The organism is Kribbella sp. (genome assembly GCF_035655035.1).
Lineage (GTDB): Bacteria > Actinomycetota > Actinomycetes > Propionibacteriales > Kribbellaceae > Kribbella.
Genome location: NZ_DASRVN010000702.1, coordinates 1 through 21,894, shown reverse-complemented (window position 1 = coordinate 21,894; position 21,894 = coordinate 1). Strand labels below are relative to the sequence as shown.

Annotated in this window: 19 protein-coding genes; 12 read left to right on the top strand and 7 right to left on the bottom strand. The window is 69.9% G+C overall.

Annotated features, from left to right (window positions below):
- A partial coding sequence (locus VFF46_RS36525) for a TetR family transcriptional regulator C-terminal domain-containing protein (protein WP_325041837.1) occupies nt 1-351 on the top strand: 351 nt, incomplete at its 5' end.
- Nucleotides 352-375: 24 nt separating this feature from the next.
- Here VFF46_RS36525 and VFF46_RS36520 read toward each other — a convergent pair.
- Nucleotides 376-1,614 carry an NAD(P)/FAD-dependent oxidoreductase gene (locus VFF46_RS36520; RefSeq protein ID WP_325041836.1) on the bottom strand — a complete coding sequence of 413 codons (1,239 nt, stop codon included), beginning with the start codon at nt 1,612-1,614 and terminating at the stop codon, nt 376-378.
- A gap of 127 nt (nt 1,615-1,741) precedes the next feature.
- Between VFF46_RS36520 and VFF46_RS36515 the strand changes: the two genes are divergently transcribed.
- From VFF46_RS36515 to VFF46_RS36495, 5 genes are read left to right on the top strand one after another with little or no spacing between them, the layout of a single operon-like run.
- Entirely contained in the window at nt 1,742-2,671 is a 930-nt protein-coding gene (locus tag VFF46_RS36515) for a LysR family transcriptional regulator (protein WP_325041835.1), read from the top strand.
- Nucleotides 2,672-2,714: 43 nt separating this feature from the next.
- Complete coding sequence (locus VFF46_RS36510) at nt 2,715-3,152, top strand: RidA family protein (RefSeq protein WP_325041834.1); 438 nt, start codon at nt 2,715-2,717, stop codon at nt 3,150-3,152.
- On the top strand, nt 3,149-3,817 hold the full coding sequence (locus VFF46_RS36505; protein ID WP_325041833.1) for a DUF1028 domain-containing protein: 669 nt from the start codon (nt 3,149-3,151) through the stop codon (nt 3,815-3,817). The genes VFF46_RS36510 and VFF46_RS36505 overlap by 4 nt, the downstream gene beginning before the upstream one ends.
- Nucleotides 3,810-4,937 carry a M20 family metallopeptidase gene (locus tag VFF46_RS36500; RefSeq protein ID WP_325041832.1) on the top strand — a complete coding sequence of 376 codons (1,128 nt, stop codon included), beginning with the start codon at nt 3,810-3,812 and terminating at the stop codon, nt 4,935-4,937. The genes VFF46_RS36505 and VFF46_RS36500 overlap by 8 nt, the downstream gene beginning before the upstream one ends.
- Nucleotides 4,937-6,328 (top strand): aspartate ammonia-lyase, encoded by a 1,392-nt coding sequence (locus tag VFF46_RS36495; protein ID WP_325041831.1) that lies wholly within the window; start codon nt 4,937-4,939, stop codon nt 6,326-6,328. The genes VFF46_RS36500 and VFF46_RS36495 overlap by 1 nt, the downstream gene beginning before the upstream one ends.
- Here VFF46_RS36495 and VFF46_RS36490 read toward each other — a convergent pair.
- Genes VFF46_RS36490 through VFF46_RS36480 form a run of 3 tightly spaced genes read right to left on the bottom strand, consistent with a single transcriptional unit; the run spans nt 6,325 to nt 11,442 of the window.
- Complete coding sequence (locus VFF46_RS36490) at nt 6,325-8,283, bottom strand: primary-amine oxidase (RefSeq protein ID WP_325041830.1); 1,959 nt, start codon at nt 8,281-8,283, stop codon at nt 6,325-6,327. The genes VFF46_RS36495 and VFF46_RS36490 overlap by 4 nt on opposite strands.
- Nucleotides 8,280-9,785 (bottom strand): APC family permease, encoded by a 1,506-nt coding sequence (locus VFF46_RS36485; protein ID WP_325041829.1) that lies wholly within the window; start codon nt 9,783-9,785, stop codon nt 8,280-8,282. Before VFF46_RS36485 ends, VFF46_RS36490 begins: the two co-directional genes overlap by 4 nt.
- A 25-nt stretch (nt 9,786-9,810) precedes the next feature.
- On the bottom strand, nt 9,811-11,442 hold the full coding sequence (locus tag VFF46_RS36480) for an amidohydrolase (protein ID WP_325041828.1): 1,632 nt from the start codon (nt 11,440-11,442) through the stop codon (nt 9,811-9,813).
- Between the two features lie 137 nt (nt 11,443-11,579).
- Between VFF46_RS36480 and VFF46_RS36475 the strand changes: the two genes are divergently transcribed.
- The 6 genes from VFF46_RS36475 (at nt 11,580) to VFF46_RS36450 (ending at nt 18,465) form a co-directional block, all read left to right on the top strand.
- A complete protein-coding gene (locus VFF46_RS36475; protein WP_325041827.1) occupies nt 11,580-12,191 on the top strand; it encodes a TetR/AcrR family transcriptional regulator in 612 nt (203 codons plus the stop codon).
- Nucleotides 12,192-12,301: 110 nt separating this feature from the next.
- Nucleotides 12,302-13,726 (top strand): purine-cytosine permease family protein, encoded by a 1,425-nt coding sequence (locus VFF46_RS36470; RefSeq protein ID WP_325041826.1) that lies wholly within the window; start codon nt 12,302-12,304, stop codon nt 13,724-13,726.
- Nucleotides 13,723-15,213: an aldehyde dehydrogenase gene (locus VFF46_RS36465; RefSeq protein WP_325041825.1), complete on the top strand. Its 1,491-nt coding sequence runs from the start codon at nt 13,723-13,725 to the stop codon at nt 15,211-15,213. The genes VFF46_RS36470 and VFF46_RS36465 overlap by 4 nt, the downstream gene beginning before the upstream one ends.
- Nucleotides 15,206-16,834: a GMC family oxidoreductase gene (locus VFF46_RS36460; protein ID WP_325041824.1), complete on the top strand. Its 1,629-nt coding sequence runs from the start codon at nt 15,206-15,208 to the stop codon at nt 16,832-16,834. The genes VFF46_RS36465 and VFF46_RS36460 overlap by 8 nt, the downstream gene beginning before the upstream one ends.
- The gene (locus VFF46_RS36455; protein WP_325041823.1) at nt 16,831-17,451 is read left to right on the top strand and encodes a glyoxalase; all 621 of its coding nucleotides are present in this window, start codon (nt 16,831-16,833) and stop codon (nt 17,449-17,451) included. Before VFF46_RS36460 ends, VFF46_RS36455 begins: the two co-directional genes overlap by 4 nt.
- A 111-nt stretch (nt 17,452-17,562) precedes the next feature.
- On the top strand, nt 17,563-18,465 hold the full coding sequence (locus tag VFF46_RS36450; RefSeq protein ID WP_325041822.1) for a nucleoside hydrolase: 903 nt from the start codon (nt 17,563-17,565) through the stop codon (nt 18,463-18,465).
- 54 nt (nt 18,466-18,519) lie between these two features.
- Here VFF46_RS36450 and VFF46_RS36445 read toward each other — a convergent pair whose 3' ends face one another.
- The 3 genes from VFF46_RS36445 to VFF46_RS36435 are packed head-to-tail and all read right to left on the bottom strand — an operon-like array spanning nt 18,520 to nt 21,741.
- Nucleotides 18,520-19,875, bottom strand: coding sequence for a carotenoid oxygenase family protein (locus VFF46_RS36445; RefSeq protein WP_325041821.1), 1,356 nt, complete (start codon nt 19,873-19,875; stop codon nt 18,520-18,522).
- A gap of 16 nt (nt 19,876-19,891) precedes the next feature.
- Nucleotides 19,892-20,332, bottom strand: coding sequence for an SRPBCC family protein (locus tag VFF46_RS36440; protein WP_325041820.1), 441 nt, complete (start codon nt 20,330-20,332; stop codon nt 19,892-19,894).
- A complete protein-coding gene (locus VFF46_RS36435) occupies nt 20,281-21,741 on the bottom strand; it encodes an MFS transporter (protein ID WP_325041819.1) in 1,461 nt (486 codons plus the stop codon). The genes VFF46_RS36440 and VFF46_RS36435 overlap by 52 nt, the downstream gene beginning before the upstream one ends.
- Nucleotides 21,742-21,894 lie beyond the last annotated feature (153 nt).

The following is a 21,894-nucleotide window of genomic DNA, read 5'->3' as shown; positions in this document are numbered from 1 at the left end:
GGTCTGCAGCGCTGGCGGGACGCTTTGGTCCAACGCAATGCACTGCAGAACGGGGCGTACGGGTGCGCGCTCGGGTCGATGGCCAGCGAACTGTCCGACCAGGACGACGAAGCCCGCGCGACCCTGGCCGAGACCTTCGCGGCCTGGACCGGCCTGATCGCGACCGGCCTCCGGCGCATGCAGGACAGCGGCGCCCTGGCCGCGTCCGCCGACCCTGACAAGCTGGCCGTCGGCCTGATGGCGGCACTACAGGGCGGCTATCTCCTCGCTGAAACCCAGCACGACATCACCCCGATGGAAACCGCCCTGGACATGGCCCTCGACCACATCCGCTCGTTCCTCACGAAGTGAGGATCTGGATGGTGAAGGGCTACATCACTTGTAGGTGAGGTAGTTCCGCTGGGTCGCGATGTGGTCGGCGATGTACTTGGCGTCGTGCCAGACGCCCCAGATGAAGCTGGAGCCGCGGCGGGAGAGCCAGGGGAGGCCTACGAAGTAGACGCCTGGTTCGGTGGAGACGCCGCGACGCTGGCGGGGGCGCCCGGTGTCGTCGAAGGCGTCGACCTGGAGCCAGCTGTAGTCGGTGGCGTAGCCGGTGGCCCAGAGGATGCAGCTGATGCCGGACAGGTCGAGTTCCAGGAGCGGGTTGGTGACGGAGTCGGGGTCGGGGCCGAGCGCTCGCGCCGCAGGTTCCTCGGGAAGGTCGAGGCCGTTGCGGTCGACGTACGCGTCGGCCTGGTCCAGCAGCGCCAGGTAGTTCGCGTCGCCGCGGGCGATGTTCTCGCCGAGGTCGTTCGCGAACCGCAGTACGCCGTCCTCGTACGACGCGGTCATGCCGACCAGCTGGATGCCGCCGGCGGCCAACGCGCGGAAGTCGACGGTGTGCCCGCCATGCGCGCCGCTGACCGCGATCGTGACGTGCTCGGCCCCGGCGGGTGGTGTCTCCAGGTCCCAGAGGCCGAGGACGCCGAGCCACCAGCAGAAGTCCCGGCCGCGGTAGCTGCGCGGCGGCCGGTCGTGCGGGCCGACCGAGAGGTACACCTGCCGCCCGGACCGGCGGAGTTCGTCGGCGATCTGGACACCGGAGGAGCCCGCGCCGACGACGAGCACGGCGCCCGCGGGCAGCTGGTCGGGATTGCGGTACGCGTTCGAGTGCAGCTGTACCGGTCCCGCGTCCGCCGGGACGATCGGCGGGTACACGGGCCGCTGGAACGGCCCGGTCGCGGCGACGACGAAGCGGGTGTCGATGGGGCCGTCCGAGGTCTCCACCCGGAAGCCGGGGCGGCCGTCGTGCCGGCGGACCGATGTGACCTCGACGCCGGTACGGATCGGCGCGGAGATCTTCTCGGCGTACGCGACGAAGTAGTCGGCGACCTGGTCCTTCCCGGCGAAGCCGTCCGGGTCGAGGTCGAAGAACTCCAGCCCGGGGAACCGGTCGTGCCAGGCGGGCCCGTTGGCGACCAGCGAGTCCCAGCGCGCGGTCCGCCAGCGTTCGGCGATCCGGTCGCGTTCCAGGACCAGGTGCGGTACGCCGAGGTTGCCCAGGTGCTCGCTCATCGCGACGCCGGCCTGGCCCGCGCCCACGACGACGACCTCCACCTCCGGGTTCGACATCCCCACACCTCCAGTCGGCACAGCACACTGTCTCGGTTCGATCCTCAGCGTGCGGCGTTACCCGTGTCCAACAGATCTTCCTGACGTTCTAGTTCCGCTCGATCGATGCAAGGTCCTAGACTGAGTCATGGCCCAGTACACCCTCAGGCAGCTGGAGTACTTCGTTGCCGTGGCGGAGGCAGGCAGTGTGACCGCTGCCGCGCAGTCGATCCACCTGTCGCAGTCGGCGCTGTCCACGGCTCTGGTCGAGTTGGAGCGGGCGCTCAACGTGCAGCTGCTGCTGCGGCACCACGCGCGCGGCGTCACGCTCACATCGGCGGGCGAGCAGTTGCTGGCGGCGAGCCGGCGGCTGCTGCGGCAGGCGGCAGAGCTGGCCGACGAGGCGCGCGGCCTCGGCGACGAGGTGAGCGGGACGCTGCACCTGGCGTGCTTCGGCGTACTGGCGCCCTACCTGCTCCCGGAGCTGCTCGCGGAGGCGGCCGAGCGGCTGCCCGGTCTGGCGGTGAACACGAGCGAGGTCGACCTGGCCGAGCTGGTCGAAGGGGTGGCCAGCGGACGGTTCGAGATCGCGATCGGGTACGACATCACCGCCGACCCTCGGGTGGAGGTCACCTCGCTGTACACGTTGCCGCCGTACGTGCTGCTGCCGCGCACGCACCGGCTCGCCCGGCGGAAGAAGGTCAAGCTGGCCGAGCTGGCGGACGAGCCGCTCGCGTTGCTGGACCTGCCGTACAGCCGGGACTACTTCACCGGGATGTTCCGCGCGGTCGGCCTGAACCCGACGCCCCGCTTCCGGTCCACAAGCGCGGAGACCTGCCGCGCACTGGTCGCCCGCGGCCTCGCGTACACCGTGCTGAACGTCCGCCCGCGTACCTCGCGCCGCTCCGACGCCCTGGAGGTGGTGGCCGTCGACATCGCGCACGAGGCGCCGCCGCTGGACGTCGTACTGATCAAGGCGACCGGCGTGCGTTCGACCCGGCGGGTGGCGGCGGTCGAGGAGCTGATCGGGGATCTCGTCGCGCGTGGATCGATTGCGTCGATGTTCGGGGCCAAATAGATCGTCTCGACAGCACCCGCCGCGCGTTCCTAGGCTCAAGGGTATGACGCACGCAGCGGAGCCGATCGTCGTCGGCGGCCACACCCGGATCCGTCCGTTCAACACCCGCGACACCTATCCGGAGCAGAACCTCGACAACGACCTCTGCCAGGCGGTGGTGGCCGGCAACACGGTCTACGTCCGCGGGCAGATCGGGCAGGACCTGGACACCAGTGAGTCGGTCGGTGTCGGCGACGTCGAGGCGCAGACCGAGCGGGCGATGGCGAACATCGACCTGCTGCTCCGCGAGGCCGGCGCGCGGATGGAGCACCTGGTCAAGCTGACGATCTACATCGTCGACCCGCGCTACCGGGAAGCGGTGTACCGCACGATCGGCCGCTGGACGAAGGGCGTGCACCCGATCTCGACCGGCATCGTGGTGTCCGCGCTGGCCCGCCCGGAGTGGCTGGTCGAGGTCGACGCGATCGCGGTGATCCCGTGACGTTCTCGGTCCTCGGCACCGACGGGAACGGCGCCGTCGGGATCGCCGTCACGTCGTCGAGCCCGGCCGTCGCGGCCCGGTGCATCCACCTGCGCGCGGGCGTCGGCGGCGCGTCCTCGCAGAACGTCACCGATCCCCGGCTCGGTACCGAGCTGCTCGACCAGCTCGCGAACGGTGCCGATGCGCGGACGGCGCTCGAGAACGTGGTCCGCGACCGTGACTTGATCGAGCACCGCCAGCTGACCGTGCTCGGCCTGGACGGCGCGGGCGCGGCGTACTCCGGTGACCGGTCGCTCGGCATCCACCACGACCGGACCGGGAACCAGGTGGTTGCTGCTGGCAACATGCTCACCGGGCCGGAGGTCGTGGACGCGATCGTCGAGGCCTTCGAGTCGTCGGCCGGCGAGCTGGAGGAGCGCCTGCTGACCGCACTGCAAGCCGGTCTTGAAGCCGGTGGCGAAGCCGGTCCCGTCCACTCCGCGGGACTTTCGGTCGTACGCCTGGTGCCCTGGCGCGAGACCGATCTGCGGGTCGACTGGAGCGACGAGCCGATCCAGGACCTGCGCGCCCTCCTCGATCTCTGGCTCCCGCAGCGCGACGACTACGTCACGCGGGGCCTCAACCCGGCAGCGGCGCCGTCGTACGGCGTTCCCGGCGATGAGTAGCACCAGGGAGCGGGCGACCCGGACGGTTGCCGCCGACGCCGAGCGGTTGATCCAGCTCTCCGAACAGCTGCACGCACACCCCGAGACCGCCTGGCAGGAACACCGATCGGCGTGCTGGGTCGCCGACGCGCTGGACGAGGCCGGCTTCACGGTGACGCCGGAGTACCTCGGACTGGACACGGCGTTCCTCGCGACGTACGGCAGCGGCCCGTTCCGCCTCGGGCTCTGCGCCGAGTACGACGCGTTGCCGGGCCTCGGGCATGCCTGCGGGCACAACCTGATCTCGGCGATCACGGTCGGCGCGGCGCGGGCGCTCGCGCCGCTGGCCGACGCGGCCGGGTTGACGATCGAGGTGTACGGAACGCCTGCCGAGGAAGGCGGTGGCGGCAAGATCGAGCTGCTCGACCGTGGCGCCTTCGCCGGGCTGGACCTGGCGATGATGGTGCACCCGGCTCCGGTGGACGTCGCGGAGGCCGAGCCGTTCGCGGTGTCGCACTCGCACATCACGTACGAAGGCAAGGCGGCACACGCCGCGGCGTACCCGGAACAAGGCGTCAACGCCGCCGACGCCTTCACGATCGCCCAGGTCGCAATGGGCCTGCTGCGCCAGCAGTTGCCGCCGACCGTACGGGTGCACGGCGTGATGACCAACGGGGGAGAGGCCCCGAACGCGATCCCCGCTCGCACGGAGGGCCGGTGGTACGTGCGCGCCGAGTCGCTCGCGCAGCTCGCCGAGACCGAGGCCAAGGTACGCCGCTGCTTCGAGGCCGGCGCCCTCGCCACCGGCGCAACCCTCGACATCGCCCTGGAGAGCAAGCCCTATGCGGAGTTCCGCACGTACGAGCCCGCGTTGCGCGCGTACATCCGGAACGCGGAAGCCCTCGGCCGGGTGTTCGACCCCGGTACGCCGGCGCGCCGGATGAACCGTGCGTCCACCGACATGGGCAACGTGTCGCAGGTCGTACCGGCGATCCACCCGTACGTCGGGATCGGGTCGCTGCCGGCTCTGAACCATCAACCGGAGTTCGCCGCGCATTGTGTCGGCGGTGATGCCGAGAAGGCGGTGCTCGACGCCGCGACCGCGCTCGCGTGGACCGCGCTGGACCTGGCCGAGCGGTGATGCGGACCGAGTACGACTCGCTCGGACCGCACGAGGTACCGGCGACCGCGTACTGGGGCGTGCACACCGCGCGGGCGCTGACGAACTTCGCGGTCAGCGGTACGCCGGTCGGCCGTCATCGTGAGCTGGTCGCCGCGCTCGGTGCGGTCAAGCTCGCCGCGGCCCGGGCGAACCACGACCTCGGGCTCCTCGACGACCGGCGGTACGGCGCGATCGCGGCCGCCGCCGAGGAGGTGTGTGCCGGGAAGCTCGACGACCAGTTCGTCGTCGACGTCATCCAGGGCGGCGCCGGTACCTCGACCAACCTGAACGCCAACGAGGTCATCGCGAACCGTGCGCTGGAGGTCCTCGGGCGGCCGCGGGCGACGTACGACGAGGTGCATCCGCTCGACCACGTGAACCGCTGCCAGTCGACGAACGACGTGTATCCGACGGCGGTCCGGATCGCGCTGATCACGGCGATCGATCGGCTGACGGTCTCCACGGCCGCGCTGGCGGAGGCGTTCGCGGCGAAGGCGGCGGAGTTCCGCGCGGTGCCGAAGATCGGGCGGACGCAGCTGCAGGACGCCGTACCGATGACCGTGGGGCAGGAGCTCGGGGCGTTCGCGGTGACGTTGCGGGAGGAGCTGGCGCGGTTGGAGGACTCGCGGAGGTTGCTCTGCGAGATCAACCTCGGCGCGACGGCGATCGGTACCGGGATCACGGCGCATCCGGAGTACCGGCAGCGGGCTGTTGGCCACCTGGTGGAGATCACTGGACTGCCCCTGGTCGGTGCGGGTGACCTCGTCGAGGCGACCGGTGACGCCGGGGTCTTCGTGCAGGTGTCGAGTGTGCTGAAGCGGATTGTGGTCAAGGCGTCGAAGATCTGCAACGACCTGCGGCTGCTGGCGTCCGGGCCACAGGCCGGGCTCGCCGAGCTGAAGTTGCCGGCGCGGCAGGCGGGGTCGAGCATCATGCCGGGCAAGGTGAATCCGGTGATCCCGGAGCTGGTCAACCAGGTCGCGTTCTGGGTGATCGGCACCGATGTCACGGTCACGATGGCTGCCGAGGGCGGGCAGTTGCAGCTCAACGCCTTCGAGCCGGTCATCTGCCACGGTCTTCTGCAGGGATTCAGCTGGACGGCCGCGGCCTTCGACGCCCTGCGCGAGTTGTGCGTCGACGGGATCACGGTCGACGAGGTCGCGCTCACGGCGGTTGCCGCACGCAACGTCGGCCTGGTCACCGCGCTCACGCCGTACCTCGGCTACACCCGTTCGGCAGAACTCGCCAAGGCAGTCCTGACCGGGGCCGGCGACGTACGATCGCTGGCTCTGGCTACCGGCGACCTGACGGCTGAGGAGCTGGACAGGCTCCTCAGTCCGCAGGTTCTCGCCAACCTCCAAGACCTCTAGTGGTGGCAGCAGCTGTCTGACGAGCTGGTCGGGCGGGGTGCGTCAAGGGCTGGGTTCTGGTCGAAGAAGCCGTTCGGTTTGAGGGTGAAGCCCGTGTAGTCGACCGGCATGATCGGCCAGTCCTCCGGGCGGGGGAAGTGGGTCAGGCCGAACGTGTGCCAGACGACGATGTCGGTGCCGTCGATGTCCCGGTCCGCCTGCGTCCAGGTGTCGATGCCGGTGTTTCCCCTGCTCTGGTTGACGAAACGGCCTGACGGGTAGCGCTCGTTATCGTCCTGCGCGGTGACCCAGAGGTGCTTGGTGGTGAACGCGGCCCGCCGCGCGATGGACGACGACGGATCGGCCAGCAGCGTCGGCTGCCCTTCCGGATGCAGCGTGTACCCGACCGGCTGGCCGAGCGCGTTCGTCACCCGCGGGTTCACCAGATGCCAGGTACGGCCCACCGCCCCGTCCGCGAGCCGCGCTGCCTCACCCTCGGTCCGCAACCGGGTCGACTGTCGCGTGAACGCGTTCCCGTACGGGTTCTCCGGGGACATCGGCACCCGTACGGCGTCCACCTCGTCGACCGCGTTGCCGACACCGTCGATCATCAGGTCGAGCCGCGCCGAGAACAGGTGCTGATGGTACGGCGCACCCACGCCCGGCGCGATCTCGCTGGCCCACGGATACCCGGCGCCCGGGTACGCCGACGCGAACACGACACCGGTCGCCTTGCACTCGAGCTCGATCGTGCCGTCGAGGTACAGGTACCAGTAGAACCCGTAGTCGTAGTTCCCGACCGTGATGAAGAACGAGATCACCAGCCGCCGCTGCCGCCGGGTCGAGCTGCTGCCGTTGTAGGAGTCGGTGTGCTTCCACAGCACGCCGAAGTCCTCCTCGTGCAGGCAGATCGCGTTGTCGATCCGTCGTGGCCGCCCGTCGTCGTCGGCGAGTACGGCGTCGAAGTAGTGGATCTCGCCGAGGCAGTCGCAGCCGAGCGCGAGCGAGTTCGCCTCCTTGCCGAGGGAGTACTCGCCGGCGTCGAAGTAGTTCTGCCAGAACCGCACCGGTGACGGGTCGCCGTACGGCACCACCATCTCGGCGACCGAGGCGCGGTACACGATCGGCCGCACGCGATCCTGGAACCGGTCGTGGAAGCCGAGCTGGTGCAGGGTGAGCCCCTCGACCTGGTCGAACCCGATCCGGAACTCCCAGTTCTCCCAGCGCACCAGATCGCCCTCGACGGTGAAGCTCGGCCCCTCGGGCTGGGTGATGACGATCGGCCGCTGGGTGGACCGCTGCGGCGCGGTACCGGGCCCGCGTTCGAAGTCGGCGCGCTCCAGCGGTACGTCGAAGTCGCCGGCGTCGAGCAGTTCGACGACCTCGCCGGAGTTCAGGTCGACGTACGCGACGATGCCGTCGATGGGATGGGCCCAGACGTTGTCGTCGTCGTCCAGCTGCAGGAACGACAGGCAGCGGACCAGCCGGCGCCCGTCCTCGCCCGGAAGCTCGAAGTGCCCGGCGCTGAGCGCGGAGATCCGGATCCGCTCGGGTGTCGTCAGACCGCGGCGGGCCATCGCCGCACACCATGTCTCGTCGGCCCAGAGGATCCGCTCGACCAGGTCGAACTCCTCGCCCATGATCGGCGGCTGGCCCTCGCCGACCAGGTCGACCTCGCGCCGGGACACCATCCGGTCCTCGGTCAGCGAGACGACGACCTCGGTCACGGTGCCGGCGCCGCGTTCGAGCAGCACCGAGCACACGCGCCGGTCCCAGCTCTGCCCGGGCTGCCAGGCGAGTACGTCCGCCTTGGCCGGTTCGGCGAGCTGGACCAGCGGGAAGCGGGTGGCCGGCCCGATCAGGCCGGCCGCGTCCAGGATGGTCCGGTTGCGCTCGATCTCTTCGGCGCCGAGCCGGTCGAGCGGGTGCGTGGGGCCGGTGGTCCGGGTGCGGTCCGGGTCGGTGACGGCGGTCATGCGACGCCGCTCCTCTCGTGGTTGGTGGGGTCGGGCGAGACTGCCCGTCGTACCGGCGCACCGCGCAGGTAGCCGATGATGCCGAGGGCAAGCAGTACGACGAGGGTGCCGATCGTGAACAGTTCGAACGTGCCGCGGCTGACACCCCAGACGTCGTGGAAGCCGTACTTGATGCCGAACAGCGGCTCGAGCGTGCCGGGGAAGATCGCCACCCAGGAGCCGAGCACGATCCAGGCGAAGCACAGCCAGCCCATCGCCGCGAACCAGCGGTCCGAGACCGGCACCCGGAACGGGCGCGGCCGGTCCGGGTCGACCTTGCGCAGCCGGATCGCCGCCGGGATGACAAGCAGGTACGAGAGCAGGAACGTGGTGATCGCGATCGTGAGCACCACACCGAAGATCGCGCCGGCGCTGCCGCTGACCTTCATCGCGACCAGCATGAACACGGTCGCCACGGTGCCCGACAGGAGGTTGACCCGCACCGGCGTGCTCAGCCGGCGGTTGAAGATCCCGAAGAAGCCGCCGAAGAACGCGCCGTCCGCGGCCGCGATCGCCTGCATCCGGTCCGAGATGATCATCCACGCCGCGCCCTGCGTCATCAGGACGAACACGAGGCAGACCGACAGGATCTTGAGCATCACGTCCGCGGCACCGCCGTACACGCTGAAGACCGTCGCGGTCGCGTCGAAGAACCCGCCGATGCCGGTGATCTTGTCCTTCGGAACCACCAGCAGGATCGAGAAGATCGGCAGCAGGTAGCACAGCGCGGCGATGCCGCTGGACCGCAGGATGCCGAAGGGTACGTCGCGGGTCGGGTTCTTCATCTCACCGGCGGCGCTGTTGCCGGACTCGAAGCCGAGGTACGCGAAGAGCAGCAGCGGAGTCGCGCCGAACAGGCCGGTCAGCGTGGGGGAGAAGTCGTGGATCGAGAGGTCGGTGACACCGTTCTTGACGGCGTACACCACGGCCGTACCGACGAAGACGATCAGCAGGACCACCTTCAGGATCGCGCCGACGGTCGGCAGCCACTTGCCGTACCGCAGGCTGACGATCGCGGCCAGCACGGTCAGCCAGATGAAGACGAGCTTGAACACGTAGTCGGCCGCCGACCCCGCGGTGATCTTGGTGAGGTTGACGTTCCAGCCCTCGGTGGCGAGGAAGGCCATCGAGCCGCCGACCCAGACCGGCTGGGTGACCCAGGTCAGCAACGCGGCGATCGCCCCGGACCGGCGCCCGAACGCGTTCCGGACCCACGTGTACGCGCCGCCCTCCTCGGTGAAGGCGGCACCGGTCTCGGCGAACAGCAGGCCGTACGGGATCAGGAACAGCGCGGCGAGGACCAGCGTCCAGGTGAACGCCTCGGCGCCGTACGTCGAGACCTGGCCGAGCGTCTCGAGCCCGACCACGGCGGCGATCAGCAGGAAGACCAGGTCGAACCGGCCCAGCGTCTTGAGCAGCTTGGACTCTTGCTCCTGGGCGAGAGCGGTGGGTGTCGCGGACATCGCGATCCTCCAGACGGTGGATGACTCAGTGAACGGGGATGCCGTCGATATAGGTGGCGAGTACGGTCACGGACGACAGCTCCGCGGCGCTCACGGTGAACGGGTCCTGATCGAGTACGACGAGGTCGGCGGGCGCGCCGACGTGGAGAGTGCCGGTGCCGTCCAGGCGCGAGGCACGGGCGGCGCCCGCGGTCGCGGCGTGGAACGCGGTGGCCACGTCGACGCCCTCCTCGGGCAGGAGAGGAACCGTACGGGCGTGCTCGTCCTGGGCGTGCGGATCGCCGTACGGCGCCGTTCGGTTCACCGCGACATGCATGCCCCACAAGGGATTCGGGCTGCTGACGGGCCAGTCCGACCCCATCGCGAGCTCGGCGCCGGCCGCGTGCAGCGTGCCGAACGCGAAGTGATGGCGGCGCTGGGCGTCGGTCAGGTACGGCAGCTTCGTCTCGACGAGGACGTGATCCTCGCGCGCCCAGAGCGGCTGAATGTTCGCGATCACACCGAGCGCGGCCAGCCGGGGTACGTCGGCCGGGTCGATCAGGTCGATGTGCGCGAGCTGATGCCGGGCGTCCGGGAGCCGGGGCGCTGCTTCGAGGGCGTCGAGGCACTCGCGGACCGCGCGGTCCCCGACGGCGTGCAGGTGCAGGTCGAACCCTTCGGCGGTCAGCGTCTTCGCGACCAGGCCGAGGAACTCCGGATCCACGAAGCTCAGGCCGCGTTCGCCCGGCCGGCCGTGGTAGTGGTCGATGACGGCGGCCGTGAGGTTCTCGCAGACGCCGTCCTGCATGATCTTGACCGCGCTCGCCCGGAAGTTCGGCCAGGCCTGGCTCTCGGCGCGGCGCTCCCGGAGCAGGTCCACCTGTGAGATGTCCTGGTCGAGGTCCCACCAGAGCGCGCCGGTGACCTTGGCCGTCAGGCGGTGCGACCCGGCCACCTCCCGGTACACGGGGAACAGGTCCGGCGTACCGAGCATCTCGCCGACGGCGGCGTCCTGCCAGCCGACGATCCCGAGCGAGTGCAGGTACCGCTGGGCCTCCAGGAGCGCGGCGACCAGCTCCGCCTGGCCGGGCTTCGGCACGAGGTCGGTGACCAGGTCGGCCGCCGACTCCATCAGGAACCCGGTGGCGTGCCCGTGCTCGTCACGATGGATGCGACCGCCGGCCGGGTCCGGTGTCGCGTCGTCGATGCCCGCGCGCCGGAGGGCCGCGGTGTTGACCCACACCCCGTGCGCGTCGTGGCTCGTCAGTACGGCGGGACGGTCGCCGACGAGCCGGTCGAGCTCGGCCGCGGACGGGAAGCCGCCGGGGAAGACGTCGCCGTACCATCCGGAGCCGAGGAACCACTCACCGTCGCCGGGGCGGTGTCCGGTGATCCGGCGGCGGTAGTCGTCGAGGTCGTGCAGGTCGTCCAGGTCACAGCGCAACCGGTTCAGACCGGCCATCACCGGGTGCACGTGGGCGTCGACGAATCCGGGCGTGACGACGCCGTCGACGAGCGCGGTGTTGCGGCCGACGAGCGCGTCGCACGCCCCGCGACCGAGAGCGACGACGATGCCGTCCCGCACCGCGACGGCATCGGTGGGCGCGGCGTAGGCGTCGGGTCGGACGATGCCCCGGAACACCACGTCGGCAGGTTCGCCGGTCGGGTCGGTGGTCATCACCTCTCCTTCCCTCAATTCTTTGCGATTGGTCGCAAAGAATCTGATCAGGTTCTTGTCATCGCACTGCAAAGTTCTGGTTTCGGCAATGTTTCGGAAGACTCGATTCTTTGATGCATGTCATAGATAATTCCGGGGTGGCACGTCCCAAGGATCAACGTGAGCGGCGTGGCGACCTCGTCCGGGCGGCGGCGCGGGCGATCGCCGAGACCGGCGTGGCCGGCCTGCGCATCCGCGACGTCGCGGCCCAGGCGGGCCTGTCCGCGGGTCTGGTGACCTATTACTACCGCGACCTCGACGAGCTGGTGCTCGACGTGCACGCGGACGCCGTACGCCGGTTCTACTCCGCCCGCCGGGAGGCCATCGACCAGCTGGACGACCCGCTGCAGCAGCTCGCCGAGCTGGTCCGGCGGGGTACGCCGGACGACGTCGACGACCTGCACTTCCGGGTCCTGTACCAGCTCCATGTGCACGCTGCGCGCAGTTCCGCCCACGCAGCGCTGATGAGTTCGCTCTGGGAACAGGAGGTCTCGCTCTACGAGTTGGTCCTCGCCCGCGGCGCCGAGCGCGGCGTGCTCACGCTGCGCAGCTCGCCGCGGGAGGTCGCCGAGACGGTAGTAGCGCTGGAGGACGCGGTCGGACTGCACGTGGTGGGCCGCAACGCCGCCGTACCGGTCGAGCACGCCCGGGCGCTGGTGACGGCGCTGCTGCAGCGTGAGGTGGGTCGTCGACATGTTTCCGGGGTGTGAACGCGGTTGGAGTCATCGACTTTCCTGATCCAGGACGCGTATTTTCTGCGATGGACAGATGGCTCACACCCGGCAGATGGTGGTGCGAACCGCCGAGTTCAGGAGCATCCATGAGCACGACATCCGACAGCACCCGCCGCGAGGCACTCGAGCACCGGACCATCGAGCACATCCCGGTCGACGAGCGGCACGGCCGGTGGACGCAGCTGTTCACGATCTGGTTCGGCTCCAACATCATGCTGCTCACCGTCGCGACCGGCGTCCTGGCGACCGCCGTGTACCACCTGCCGGTCTGGGCCGCGATCCTCGGGCTGCTGATCGGCAACGTGGTCGGCGGCGTCGTGATGGCGCTGCACGCCGCGCAGGGCCCGCAGATGGGCGTCCCGCAGATGCTGCAGACCCGGGCCCAGTTCGGGTCGTACGGCAGCCTGCTCGTGGTCACGATCGTCGTCGTCATGTACACCGCGTTCTTCGCGTCGAACATGGTGCTCGGCGGCCAGGCGCTCGCCGACCTGACCTCGATCGGGGAGACACCCGGCATCGTCCTGGTCGGTGTGCTCGGCGTCATCGGCGCGATCTACGGGTACCGCGTGATCCACGCGATGGCCGGCGTCCTGAGCGCGCTCGCCGGTCTCGCGCTGGTGGCCGCGTTCGTGATGCTGTTCGCCGTCGTCGGGCTGCCGGCCGGGACGATGTCGAGCGGGAGCTTCGGCTGGGCGGGCTTCATGGGTACGGTGTCGCTCGCCGCGCTGTGGCAGATCGCGTACGCGCCGTACGTGTCCGACTACACCCGCTACATGCCGAAGGACACCGGCGTACGGGCGGCGTTCTGGGCGACGTACGGCGGCTGCGTGCTCGGCTCGCTGTTCCCGATGCTGCTCGGGGCGTTCATCGGCGCGGCCTGGCCGAACGCGGACACCGTGACCGGGGTGCACACGGCGGGCGGCGCGATCGGTGCCGTCGTCCTCGCGATCTTCGCGATCAGTATCTCGGCCACCAACGCGATGAACCTGTACTGCGGGGCGCTCTCGAGCCTCACGATCGGCCAGACCCTCAAGCCGCGCTGGCAGCCGGGAGCCGCCACGCGGACCGCGGTCTGCATCGTGATCTTCGCGGTGGCCCTCGTGATCGCGCTGGCCGGCCGGGGCAACTTCCTGGAGAACTTCGAGAACTTCATGCTCCTGCTGCTCTGCGTGCTGATCCCGTGGACGGCCGTCAACCTGGTGGACTACTACCTGATCCGGCACGGCGAGTACGACATCCCGTCGCTGTTCAAGCCCGACGGCGGCGTCTACGGGCGGATCAACGTCCCGGCCGTCGGCTGTTATCTGCTGGGAATCGCCGTGCAGGTTCCGTTCCTGTCCAACGCGCTCTTCACCGGGCCGGTCGCGAAGTCGCTCGGCGGGGTCGACATCTCCTGGATCGTAGGCCTTGCCATCATTGCCCCGACCTACTACGTGTGGGTCCGCGCGACGACGGGCTCGCGCGAGCGGATCGCCGCCGAGCCGGTCACGACCCACGGGGAGCATGCATGAGCGATCGGACGTACCAGGACTGGCAGGACCTCGCGGCGAAGCTCGAGACGCCTTCGCTGGCGTGGATCGACGGCCCGGTGCCGGCGCTGCGCGGCACCACCCGCTCGACGGTCGACCCGGCGACCGGGCTCGTACTGGCCGAGGTCGCCGAGTGTGACGCCAACGACGTGGACCGCGCGGTGGCCGCGGGGCGGCGCGCGTTCGAGGCGGGTCACTGGGCGACGGCGCATCCGCGCGAGCGGGCCGCCGTACTCACGCGGTGGGCCGACCTGGTGGCCTCGCACCTCGACCAGTTGGCGCTCCTCGACAGCCGGGACGCCGGCAAGCGGATCGTCGACACCGCCACGATCGACGTTCCCGGATCCGCCGCCATCTTGCGGTGGTACGCCGAGAGCCTGGACAAGGTGTACGGCGAGGTCGCGCCGACCGGCCCTGGTGACCTGGCCGTGGTCACCCGCGAGCCGCTGGGCGTCGTCGCCGCGGTCGTGCCCTGGAACTACCCGCTCGAGATGGCCGTGTGGAAGCTCGCGCCGGCCCTTGCCGCGGGCAACAGCGTCGTACTGAAGCCGGCTGAGGACTCGCCGCTGTCGGCGCTGCGGCTGGCCGAGCTGGCGGCCGAGGCCGGTCTGCCGGACGGCGTGCTGTCCGTCGTGCCCGGCAGCGGTCCGGTCGTCGGCGCTGCGCTCGGGCGGCATCGGGACGTGGACGCGGTGACGTTCACCGGTTCGACCGCGGTCGGCCGGCTGTTCCAGACGTACGCGGGCGAGTCGAACATGAAGCAGGTGTGGCTCGAGGCGGGCGGCAAGAGCGCGGTCGTCGTACTGGACGACGTCTACGACCTCAATGCGGTCGCCGACGGTGTTGCCGCGGGCATCTTCACGAACTCGGGGCAGGTGTGCTCCGCCACGTCGCGGCTCGTCGTACAGCAGGGTGTCGCCGACGAGCTGATCGGCCGGATCGTCGAGCGGGCCGCCGCTCTGGTGATCGGAGATCCGCTCGACCCGGCGACGCAGCTGGGGCCGTTGGTCAGTGAGCGGCAGGCCCAGCGGGTGCTTGCGCTGATGGCGCGCGGCGCCTCGGAGGCTGGGGAGGCGTTCGGCGGCGGTGTCATGCCGGGCGCGCCGACGACGTGTTTCGTCCGGCCGCAGGTGCTGACCGGGGTCGCTCCGGACGCGTCGATCGCGCAGACCGAGGTCTTCGGGCCGGTGCTGACCGTGCATACCGTCGACACCGAGAACGAGGCAGTCGCGGTTGCGAACGGTACGCCGTACGCGTTGGCCGCGGGGCTGTGGACCGACGACCTGCGCCGGGCGCACCGGGTGTCGCGCCGGCTCCGGGCCGGGACCGTGTCGGTCAACTGTGTCGACGCGCTGGACGTGTCGACGCCGTTCGGCGGGTTCGGGCACTCCGGCTACGGCCGCGACCTGTCGTTGCACGCGCTCGACAAGTTCACCGGGTTGAAGACGACCTGGTTCCACCATGGCTGAGACGTACGAGTACGTCGTGGTCGGCGGCGGTACGGCCGGCGCACTGCTTGCCACCCGGCTCGCGGAGGCGGGCCGCGATGTGGCGCTCGTCGAGTGGGGTCCCGACGACGAGCACGAACCGCGGGCCCGTGAACTGCGGCGCTGGGACGAGATGCTCGAGGGCGAGTACGACCTCGACTACCGGTCGAAACCCAACGAACGCGGCAACTCGCACCTCCGGATGGCCCGGCTGCGGATCCTCGGCGGGTGCTCGACCGCGAACACGATGATCGCCTGGCGCCCGCCGGCCGGCGACCTCGAGGAGTGGGAGCGGCTCGGCGCGCACGGCTGGGGGCCGGATGAGCTGCTCCCGCTGTACGACCGGTTGCAGACGCCGATCCACCCGGTCGCCGAGGCGGACCGGAACCCGTACGTCGCCGACGTCGTGACCAGCGCCGCGAAGGCCCTCGACGTACCGGAGCAGGACCGCTGGAACGACGGCCGGCTGGACGAATCGGCCAACGGTACGGGCTTCTTCGAGGTCGGCTACACGCCCGAGACCAACCTGCGATCCTCCACCTCGATCCACTACCTGCACCCGGCCCGCGCTGCTGGTGAAGGACCCGCCGTACTGCTCGGCCTCCGAGCACTCCGCATCCTGTTCGACGACTCGGACACGGTGGGGGAGACCGGAGCGCGCGACGGCGCTGAGACATCGGACGGGTTGCGGGCGACGGGTGTGCGTGTGCGCGACAGCGCCGGGGTCGAGCGGGACATCCTCGCGCGCGGCGAGGTCGTCCTCTGCTGCGGCGCGATCGACTCCCCGCGTCTGCTCCAGCTGTCCGGCGTCGGCCCACGCGACCTACTGGAAGCGGCCGGCGTGCCGGTACGCCTCGACCTGCCCGGCGTAGGGCAGAACCTGCAGGACCACGCCGAGGGCCTGGTCATCTGGGAAGCGGCGACAGCTCCACCTGACACCTGCGCCAGCGGCTGGGACGCCGGCGCCATGATCAGCCTCGGCCCGGACAACCGCCCCGACGTGATGATGCACTTCCCGGTCACACCCTGGGCAGTCCACGCCGAGCGCTACCTCGCAGACCACGCCCAGCCACCGCTTCCCGGCCAGATCGTTGCCATCGCCCCCAACGTCGCCCGCCCGCACAGCCGTGGCCGCACCTGGATCGAGTCCGCCGATCCCGACGTACCTCCCGCGATCGACTACCGCTCCTTCACCGACGAAGACGGCCACGACGAACGAGTGCTGGTGGAAGGAGTGCGTCTGGCCCGCCGGATCGCCGCGCAGGAACCCATGCGCTCCTGGCTCCGCGAAGAGGTCTTCCCCGGAAAAGATGTCGAAGGCAACGACCTCGCCGCCCTCCAGCGCGAGATCCACCAAACCGTCTACCACCCCAGCGGCACCTGCCGCATCGGCCCCTCCTCCGACCCCACCGCCGTCGTGGACCCACACCTCCGCGTCCGCGGCATCCAAGGCCTCCGCGTCGCCGACGCCTCGGTCTTCCCGACCATCACCTCCGTCAACCCGGTCGTCACCGTCATGCTCGTCGCCGAACGCGCCGCCGACCTGATCGATCAGGAATCGAGAAGCGTGGGCAGGGCCGGGACTTCTAGCTTTGAGGCATGACAAACCTTGACAGTGTGGTTCTGGAAGTAACCGACGTCGCCTCGACCGAGCAGTTCCTGGCGGATGCCTTCGGGCTGGCGGGGCAGGTGCGGGTGCGTGAGTCGGCAGCCGAATCGACCGGGTTCCGCGGCTTCACGCTCTCGCTGACGGTGGCGCAGCCGAGTACGGTGACCAGCCTGTTCGACAGCGCGGTCGCGGCCGGTGCGACCGTGATCAAGCCGGTGACCAAGTCGTTGTGGGGGTACGGCGGCGTCGTCCAGGCGCCGGACGGCACGATCTGGAAGGTAGCCACCTCCGCGAAGAAGGACACCGGCCCGGCGACCCGCGCGATCGACTCCGTCGTACTGCTCCTCGGCTGCGAGGACGTTGCCGCGAGCAAGAAGTTCTATGTCGACCACGGACTCACCGTGGGGAAGAGCTTCGGCCGCAAGTACGTCGAGTTCACCGGCAACGGACAGGTGAAGCTCGCCCTCTACGCCCGGAAGGCCCTCGCCAAGGATGCCGGCGTACCGACCGACGGCACCGGGTCCCACCGCATCACGCTGGCCGCGGACTCAACCACTTTCACCGACCCGGACGGCTTCTCGTGGGAACCTGCGCCCGCTCATGCGCAGTGATACCCGTGGCAGGCCCTGCGTCCCAACCCGCCGCCTGAGCTGTTCATCGACCCACCTACCCAGAGCGTTACAGTCACGGCAACCCGAAGAACCTGCGGAAAGGTGAGGACTGTGGGCATCAGGCTCTTCATCGAGACCGACCTCTTCGCGGACGTCGACGACGTCGGCGCGCTGGCTGTCGGCTTGAGCCTGCAGCGTCTGGGGGAGTGCCGCATCGTGGGCATCGGCGTCAACACTCCGAGCAAGTGGGGTCCACTCGCCGCCCGGGCCGTCCTCGACCACCACGCCGTCGATATCCCTGTGGGGCGGCATCATCGGACCACCGAGGATGTCGCCGAGCCCGACTACGCTCGTACGATCGGCCGAACGGTTCGGACGCAGCCGGCACCGCTCGCGTCGGACCTGCTGAAGGACATCCTGCGGCAGCCCGGGGAGCCGCTCACCGTCGTGTCGATCGGCTTCTTCCCCAACCTGCTACGCATCGCGCGCGAGGAACCCGACCTGGTGCGCCGTCGAGTACGCCGCTGTGTCGTCATGGGCGGTGTTTTCCCGGGCGGGTGGGAATTCAACGTCAGCACCTACGCGGCGGAGACAGCAGAGTTCCTCGAAGCGTGGCCGACGCCGATCGACTTCGTAGGCTTCGAGACAGCGTCGGACGTGATCACCGGGGTGGACCTCGCCGCGACGCTCGACGTCGATGATCCGGTGCGGATCGCGTACGAGTCCTTCTGTGGCGCTGGGACCGGCCGCCCGAGCTGGGATCCGCTCACCGTCTACGTCGCCGTTCACCCCGACTGGCCGGCGTTCGGCTGGAGCGATCCCGGCGAGTTCACGATGGACGGCACGCTCGGCCAATGGCGCAGTACGCCGACCGGCCGCCACCGCCACCTGATCAGAACGGCTCCCCCCGAGGAAGTTCAACGTCAGTTGGACCCCCTCCTTGGAGATCCAACCCGACCCCTCCCGATTCCAGCCACCACCCCCAGCCCCGCCCGCGGGTGTCCTGACTGCTGAGGAGACCCGAGCCGCCGTACTCATGCTGTTAGGCCTTTCAGGAAAGCGGTCCGGTCAGTTGGTGGGGAGGGCGGTGTCGGGGATCCAGCTGCCGTGGATGCCGCCGGTGACGCGGCGCGGGAGGTGGACGGTGGCGATCCGGTCGAGGCCGGAGGCGTCCAGGACGAGCAGCTGGGAGGCGTCCTGCTTGAGGTCGGAGACGATCGTGAGCAGGTAGCCGTCGTCCTCGCGGGTCCCGCCGGCGGCCGGGACGAAGACGGCCTCGCTGGGCAGCCGGGCGTCGCCGGCCTGGTGGATCCGGCGGTCGCCGGTCGTCCGGTCGTACTTCACGATGCCGTACCCGCCGTACCCGTCCTGGTCGGGGAAGGAGACGGCGTACTGGTAGCGGTTCTCGGCGCCGAGGAAGTCCTCGTTCAGCGTCGGGAACTCGATGGCGAGGTCGTCGGTGATGTTCTCGTGGACGCGGCCGGCGGCGAGGTCGATCACCCAGCGGCGGTTGGTGGAGCGGGTGTTGGGCTCGGTACCGCGGCCCGGGGCGCCGACCCACCAGTTCCAGGAGAGCTGGAAGCCTTCGCGGTCCACGGTCGGGCCTTCGAGGACGATGCGGCCCTGCGTGTCCTCATAGGCGTTGGCGGCGTGCAGCATGTTGCCGGGCTCGATGGCGAACCAGCGGATCTGTTCGGCGCCCTGCGGATCGCGGGGCATGACGCCGATCCGGGCCGGCTGCGCGTCGTTCCAGCCGTACGGGATGCCGGAGTGCTCGTTCGGGTCGAAGGTGACCGTGCCCTCGACGAAGACCACGTGGTGGCGGGTGAGCGCGAAGTCGTGCTTGAGGGAGGCGGTCGCCCCGGGGATCTCCGCGCTGTGCGTGATCTGCCCCTTGGCGTCGGCGACGTAGTACATCAGGTACGGCGGGAACGGCGACGAACCGAAGAAGTGCAGCTCACCGGTGATCGGATCGGTCTTCGGGTGCGCGGTCATCGCACTGCGGAGCTTGCCGTCGAAGTCGTAGGCGCCGACGGTGTCGAGGTCGGCGGTCAGTTCGAAGGGGAAGTTGGCCTCACACAAGGCGAGCAGGCGTCCAGCGTGCTCGATGACGTGGGTCCCCGCGGTGCTGGCGGTCAGATCCGGACCCTGCTCGGTCATGTACGGCGCGCCGTCCAGGGCAGGGGTGTGCACCCAGCGGTTCCGGTACCACTCGGCACGGCCTTCGCGCAGGCGGATGCCGTGGACCATGCCGCTGCCCTTGAACCAGTGGGTGGGGGTGACGCCGGGCTTCGGGTTGTGGCTGTTGCGGATCAGGCGGCCGGTCAGCTCCGGCGGCAGGTTGCCTTCGACCATCAGGCCGGTCGCGGTGAGCTCGTCGACGGCCGGGGTGTAGTGGCCGATCAGGTACGGCTTGGTGGACATGTGCGGACCTCGTTTCTCAGGAGTTCTGCTCGGCGCGGGACTTGAGCGCGGCGAGCCAGGTGGTCAGGGAGGCGTGCAGGGCCCGGCCGAGTTCGTCGGCGGCGGCCTCGACCGGGGCACCGCTCCAGGACTCCTCGGTGTGGACGGTGACCTGGTCGCCGTTGCTCTCGAAGGTCCACACGTGGACGCCGTCGATGCCGTTCGCGGGTCCGCCCCAGACCAGGCGTGCACCCGGGACGAGTTCGCGGATGGTCGAGGTGATGTCGAGTCCGTGGGTCTTCCAGCGGAACGACGTACCGGGCTCTACCGGGCCGTCGAGCTTCGCCTCGTCGACGTCGTCGTTCCACTCGGCCCAGGAGTCGATGTCGGTGTGCAGCTGCCAGACCCGTTCCAGCGGGGCGTCGATCACGGTCGAGAGTCGGACGATGACGGGTGCGGATTCGTCGATGGTGTACATGCTTTCTTCCTTGTTTTCTTGGCTTTCGTGGACGGACGGATGAGGACGGAGGCGAGCAGGGCGGTGGCCGCCAGTACCGCGGCCGAAATGGCGAATGCGGTGCGGTAGCCCGCGGTGAGTGCTTCGAGGTGCGAACCGTGGGAGGCGGAGGTGACGGACCCGGCGACGGTGGCGAGTACTGCGAGGCCGATGGCGCCGCCGACCTGGCGCGTGGTGTTCACCAGGCCCCCGGCCAGCCCGGAGTCGGCCTTGGCCACGCCCTCGATCGACAGCCCGGTCAGTTGGACGAACGTGATGCTGAGGCCGAGGCCGACCAGGATGCTCGGGCCCAGGACGTCGGTGAGGAAGCTGCCGTCAGTACGGATGCCCGACAGCCACAGCATTCCGGCCGCCTCGGTGAGCAGCGCTGCGATCACCGTGGCGGTGGCGCCGATCCGGCGTGCGATCCGCGGCGCGAGCGTTGCCCCGAGCATGTTCGCGGCGGCGAGCGGGAGCTGGCCGAGGCCGGTGACCAGCGGGCCGGCGCCGAGCACCTGCTGCTGGTAGAGCGGCAGGAAGAAGAACAGCGCGATCCACACCGAGCCGAACAGGGCCATCAGGAGGTTTCCCGACGTCACCCGTCCGCTGGCGAACAGCCGGGGCGGTACGAGCGGGTGCCGGCTGCGGCGTTCGATCAGAACGAACGCCGCGCCCAGGACGGCGGCGATCAGGAAGCCGAGCAGCACCCGACCGTTGGTCCACCCCACGGTGCGGGCGGTGGTCACGCCGTACACCAGACCGGTCAGCGAGAGGCCGACGGTGACCGTTCCGGGGAGATCGAACGGCGCCGGTTCCCCGGCCGTGACGCGTGGTACGAAGACCACGGAGGCGCCGAGGACCAGGAAGGTTCCGAGCGCGACCCCGTAGAAGATCGACGGCCAGCCCCACGCCTGGTTCAGTACGCCGCCGAGGACGACCCCGGCCGCGCCTCCCGCGCCGGACACGGCACCCCAGATGCCGAGCGCTCGCCCGCGTTCCGGACCCGGCGGGAAAAGGTCCATGACCAAGGCGAGTGCTGCCGGAGCGATGATCGCGGCGCCGACACCCTGTACGGCGCGGGCGCCGACCAGGACCGCCGGCGTCATCGCGAGTCCAGCCGCGGCGGACGACGCCCCGAACAGAGCCAGGCCCGCGAGCAACACCCGGCGACGTCCCAGCAGATCCGCGGCGCGTCCACCCGCGAGCAGTAAGGCCCCGAACGCCAGGCCGTACGCGTTGACCACCCACGTGGTACCGCCGTCCGAGAGTCCGACGCCGTCGCGGATCTGCGGCAGCGCGACGTTCACGATCGAGGTCGCGAGCATCACGGTGAACTGCGCGGCGGCCAGTGCGCCGAGAGCCGCACCGCGAGAGCGCTTGCCGGCGGTCATCGTGACCGCTCCGCGGCGGACTTGAGGTGCCCGAGCCACTGGACGAGGGACTCGCCGAGGGCCTGCTGGATGTTGACGGCGTCTGCTCGTACCACTTCGCCGTCCCACGACTCCTCGGTCACGACGAGGGTCGTGCCGGGTCCGGTCGGCGTC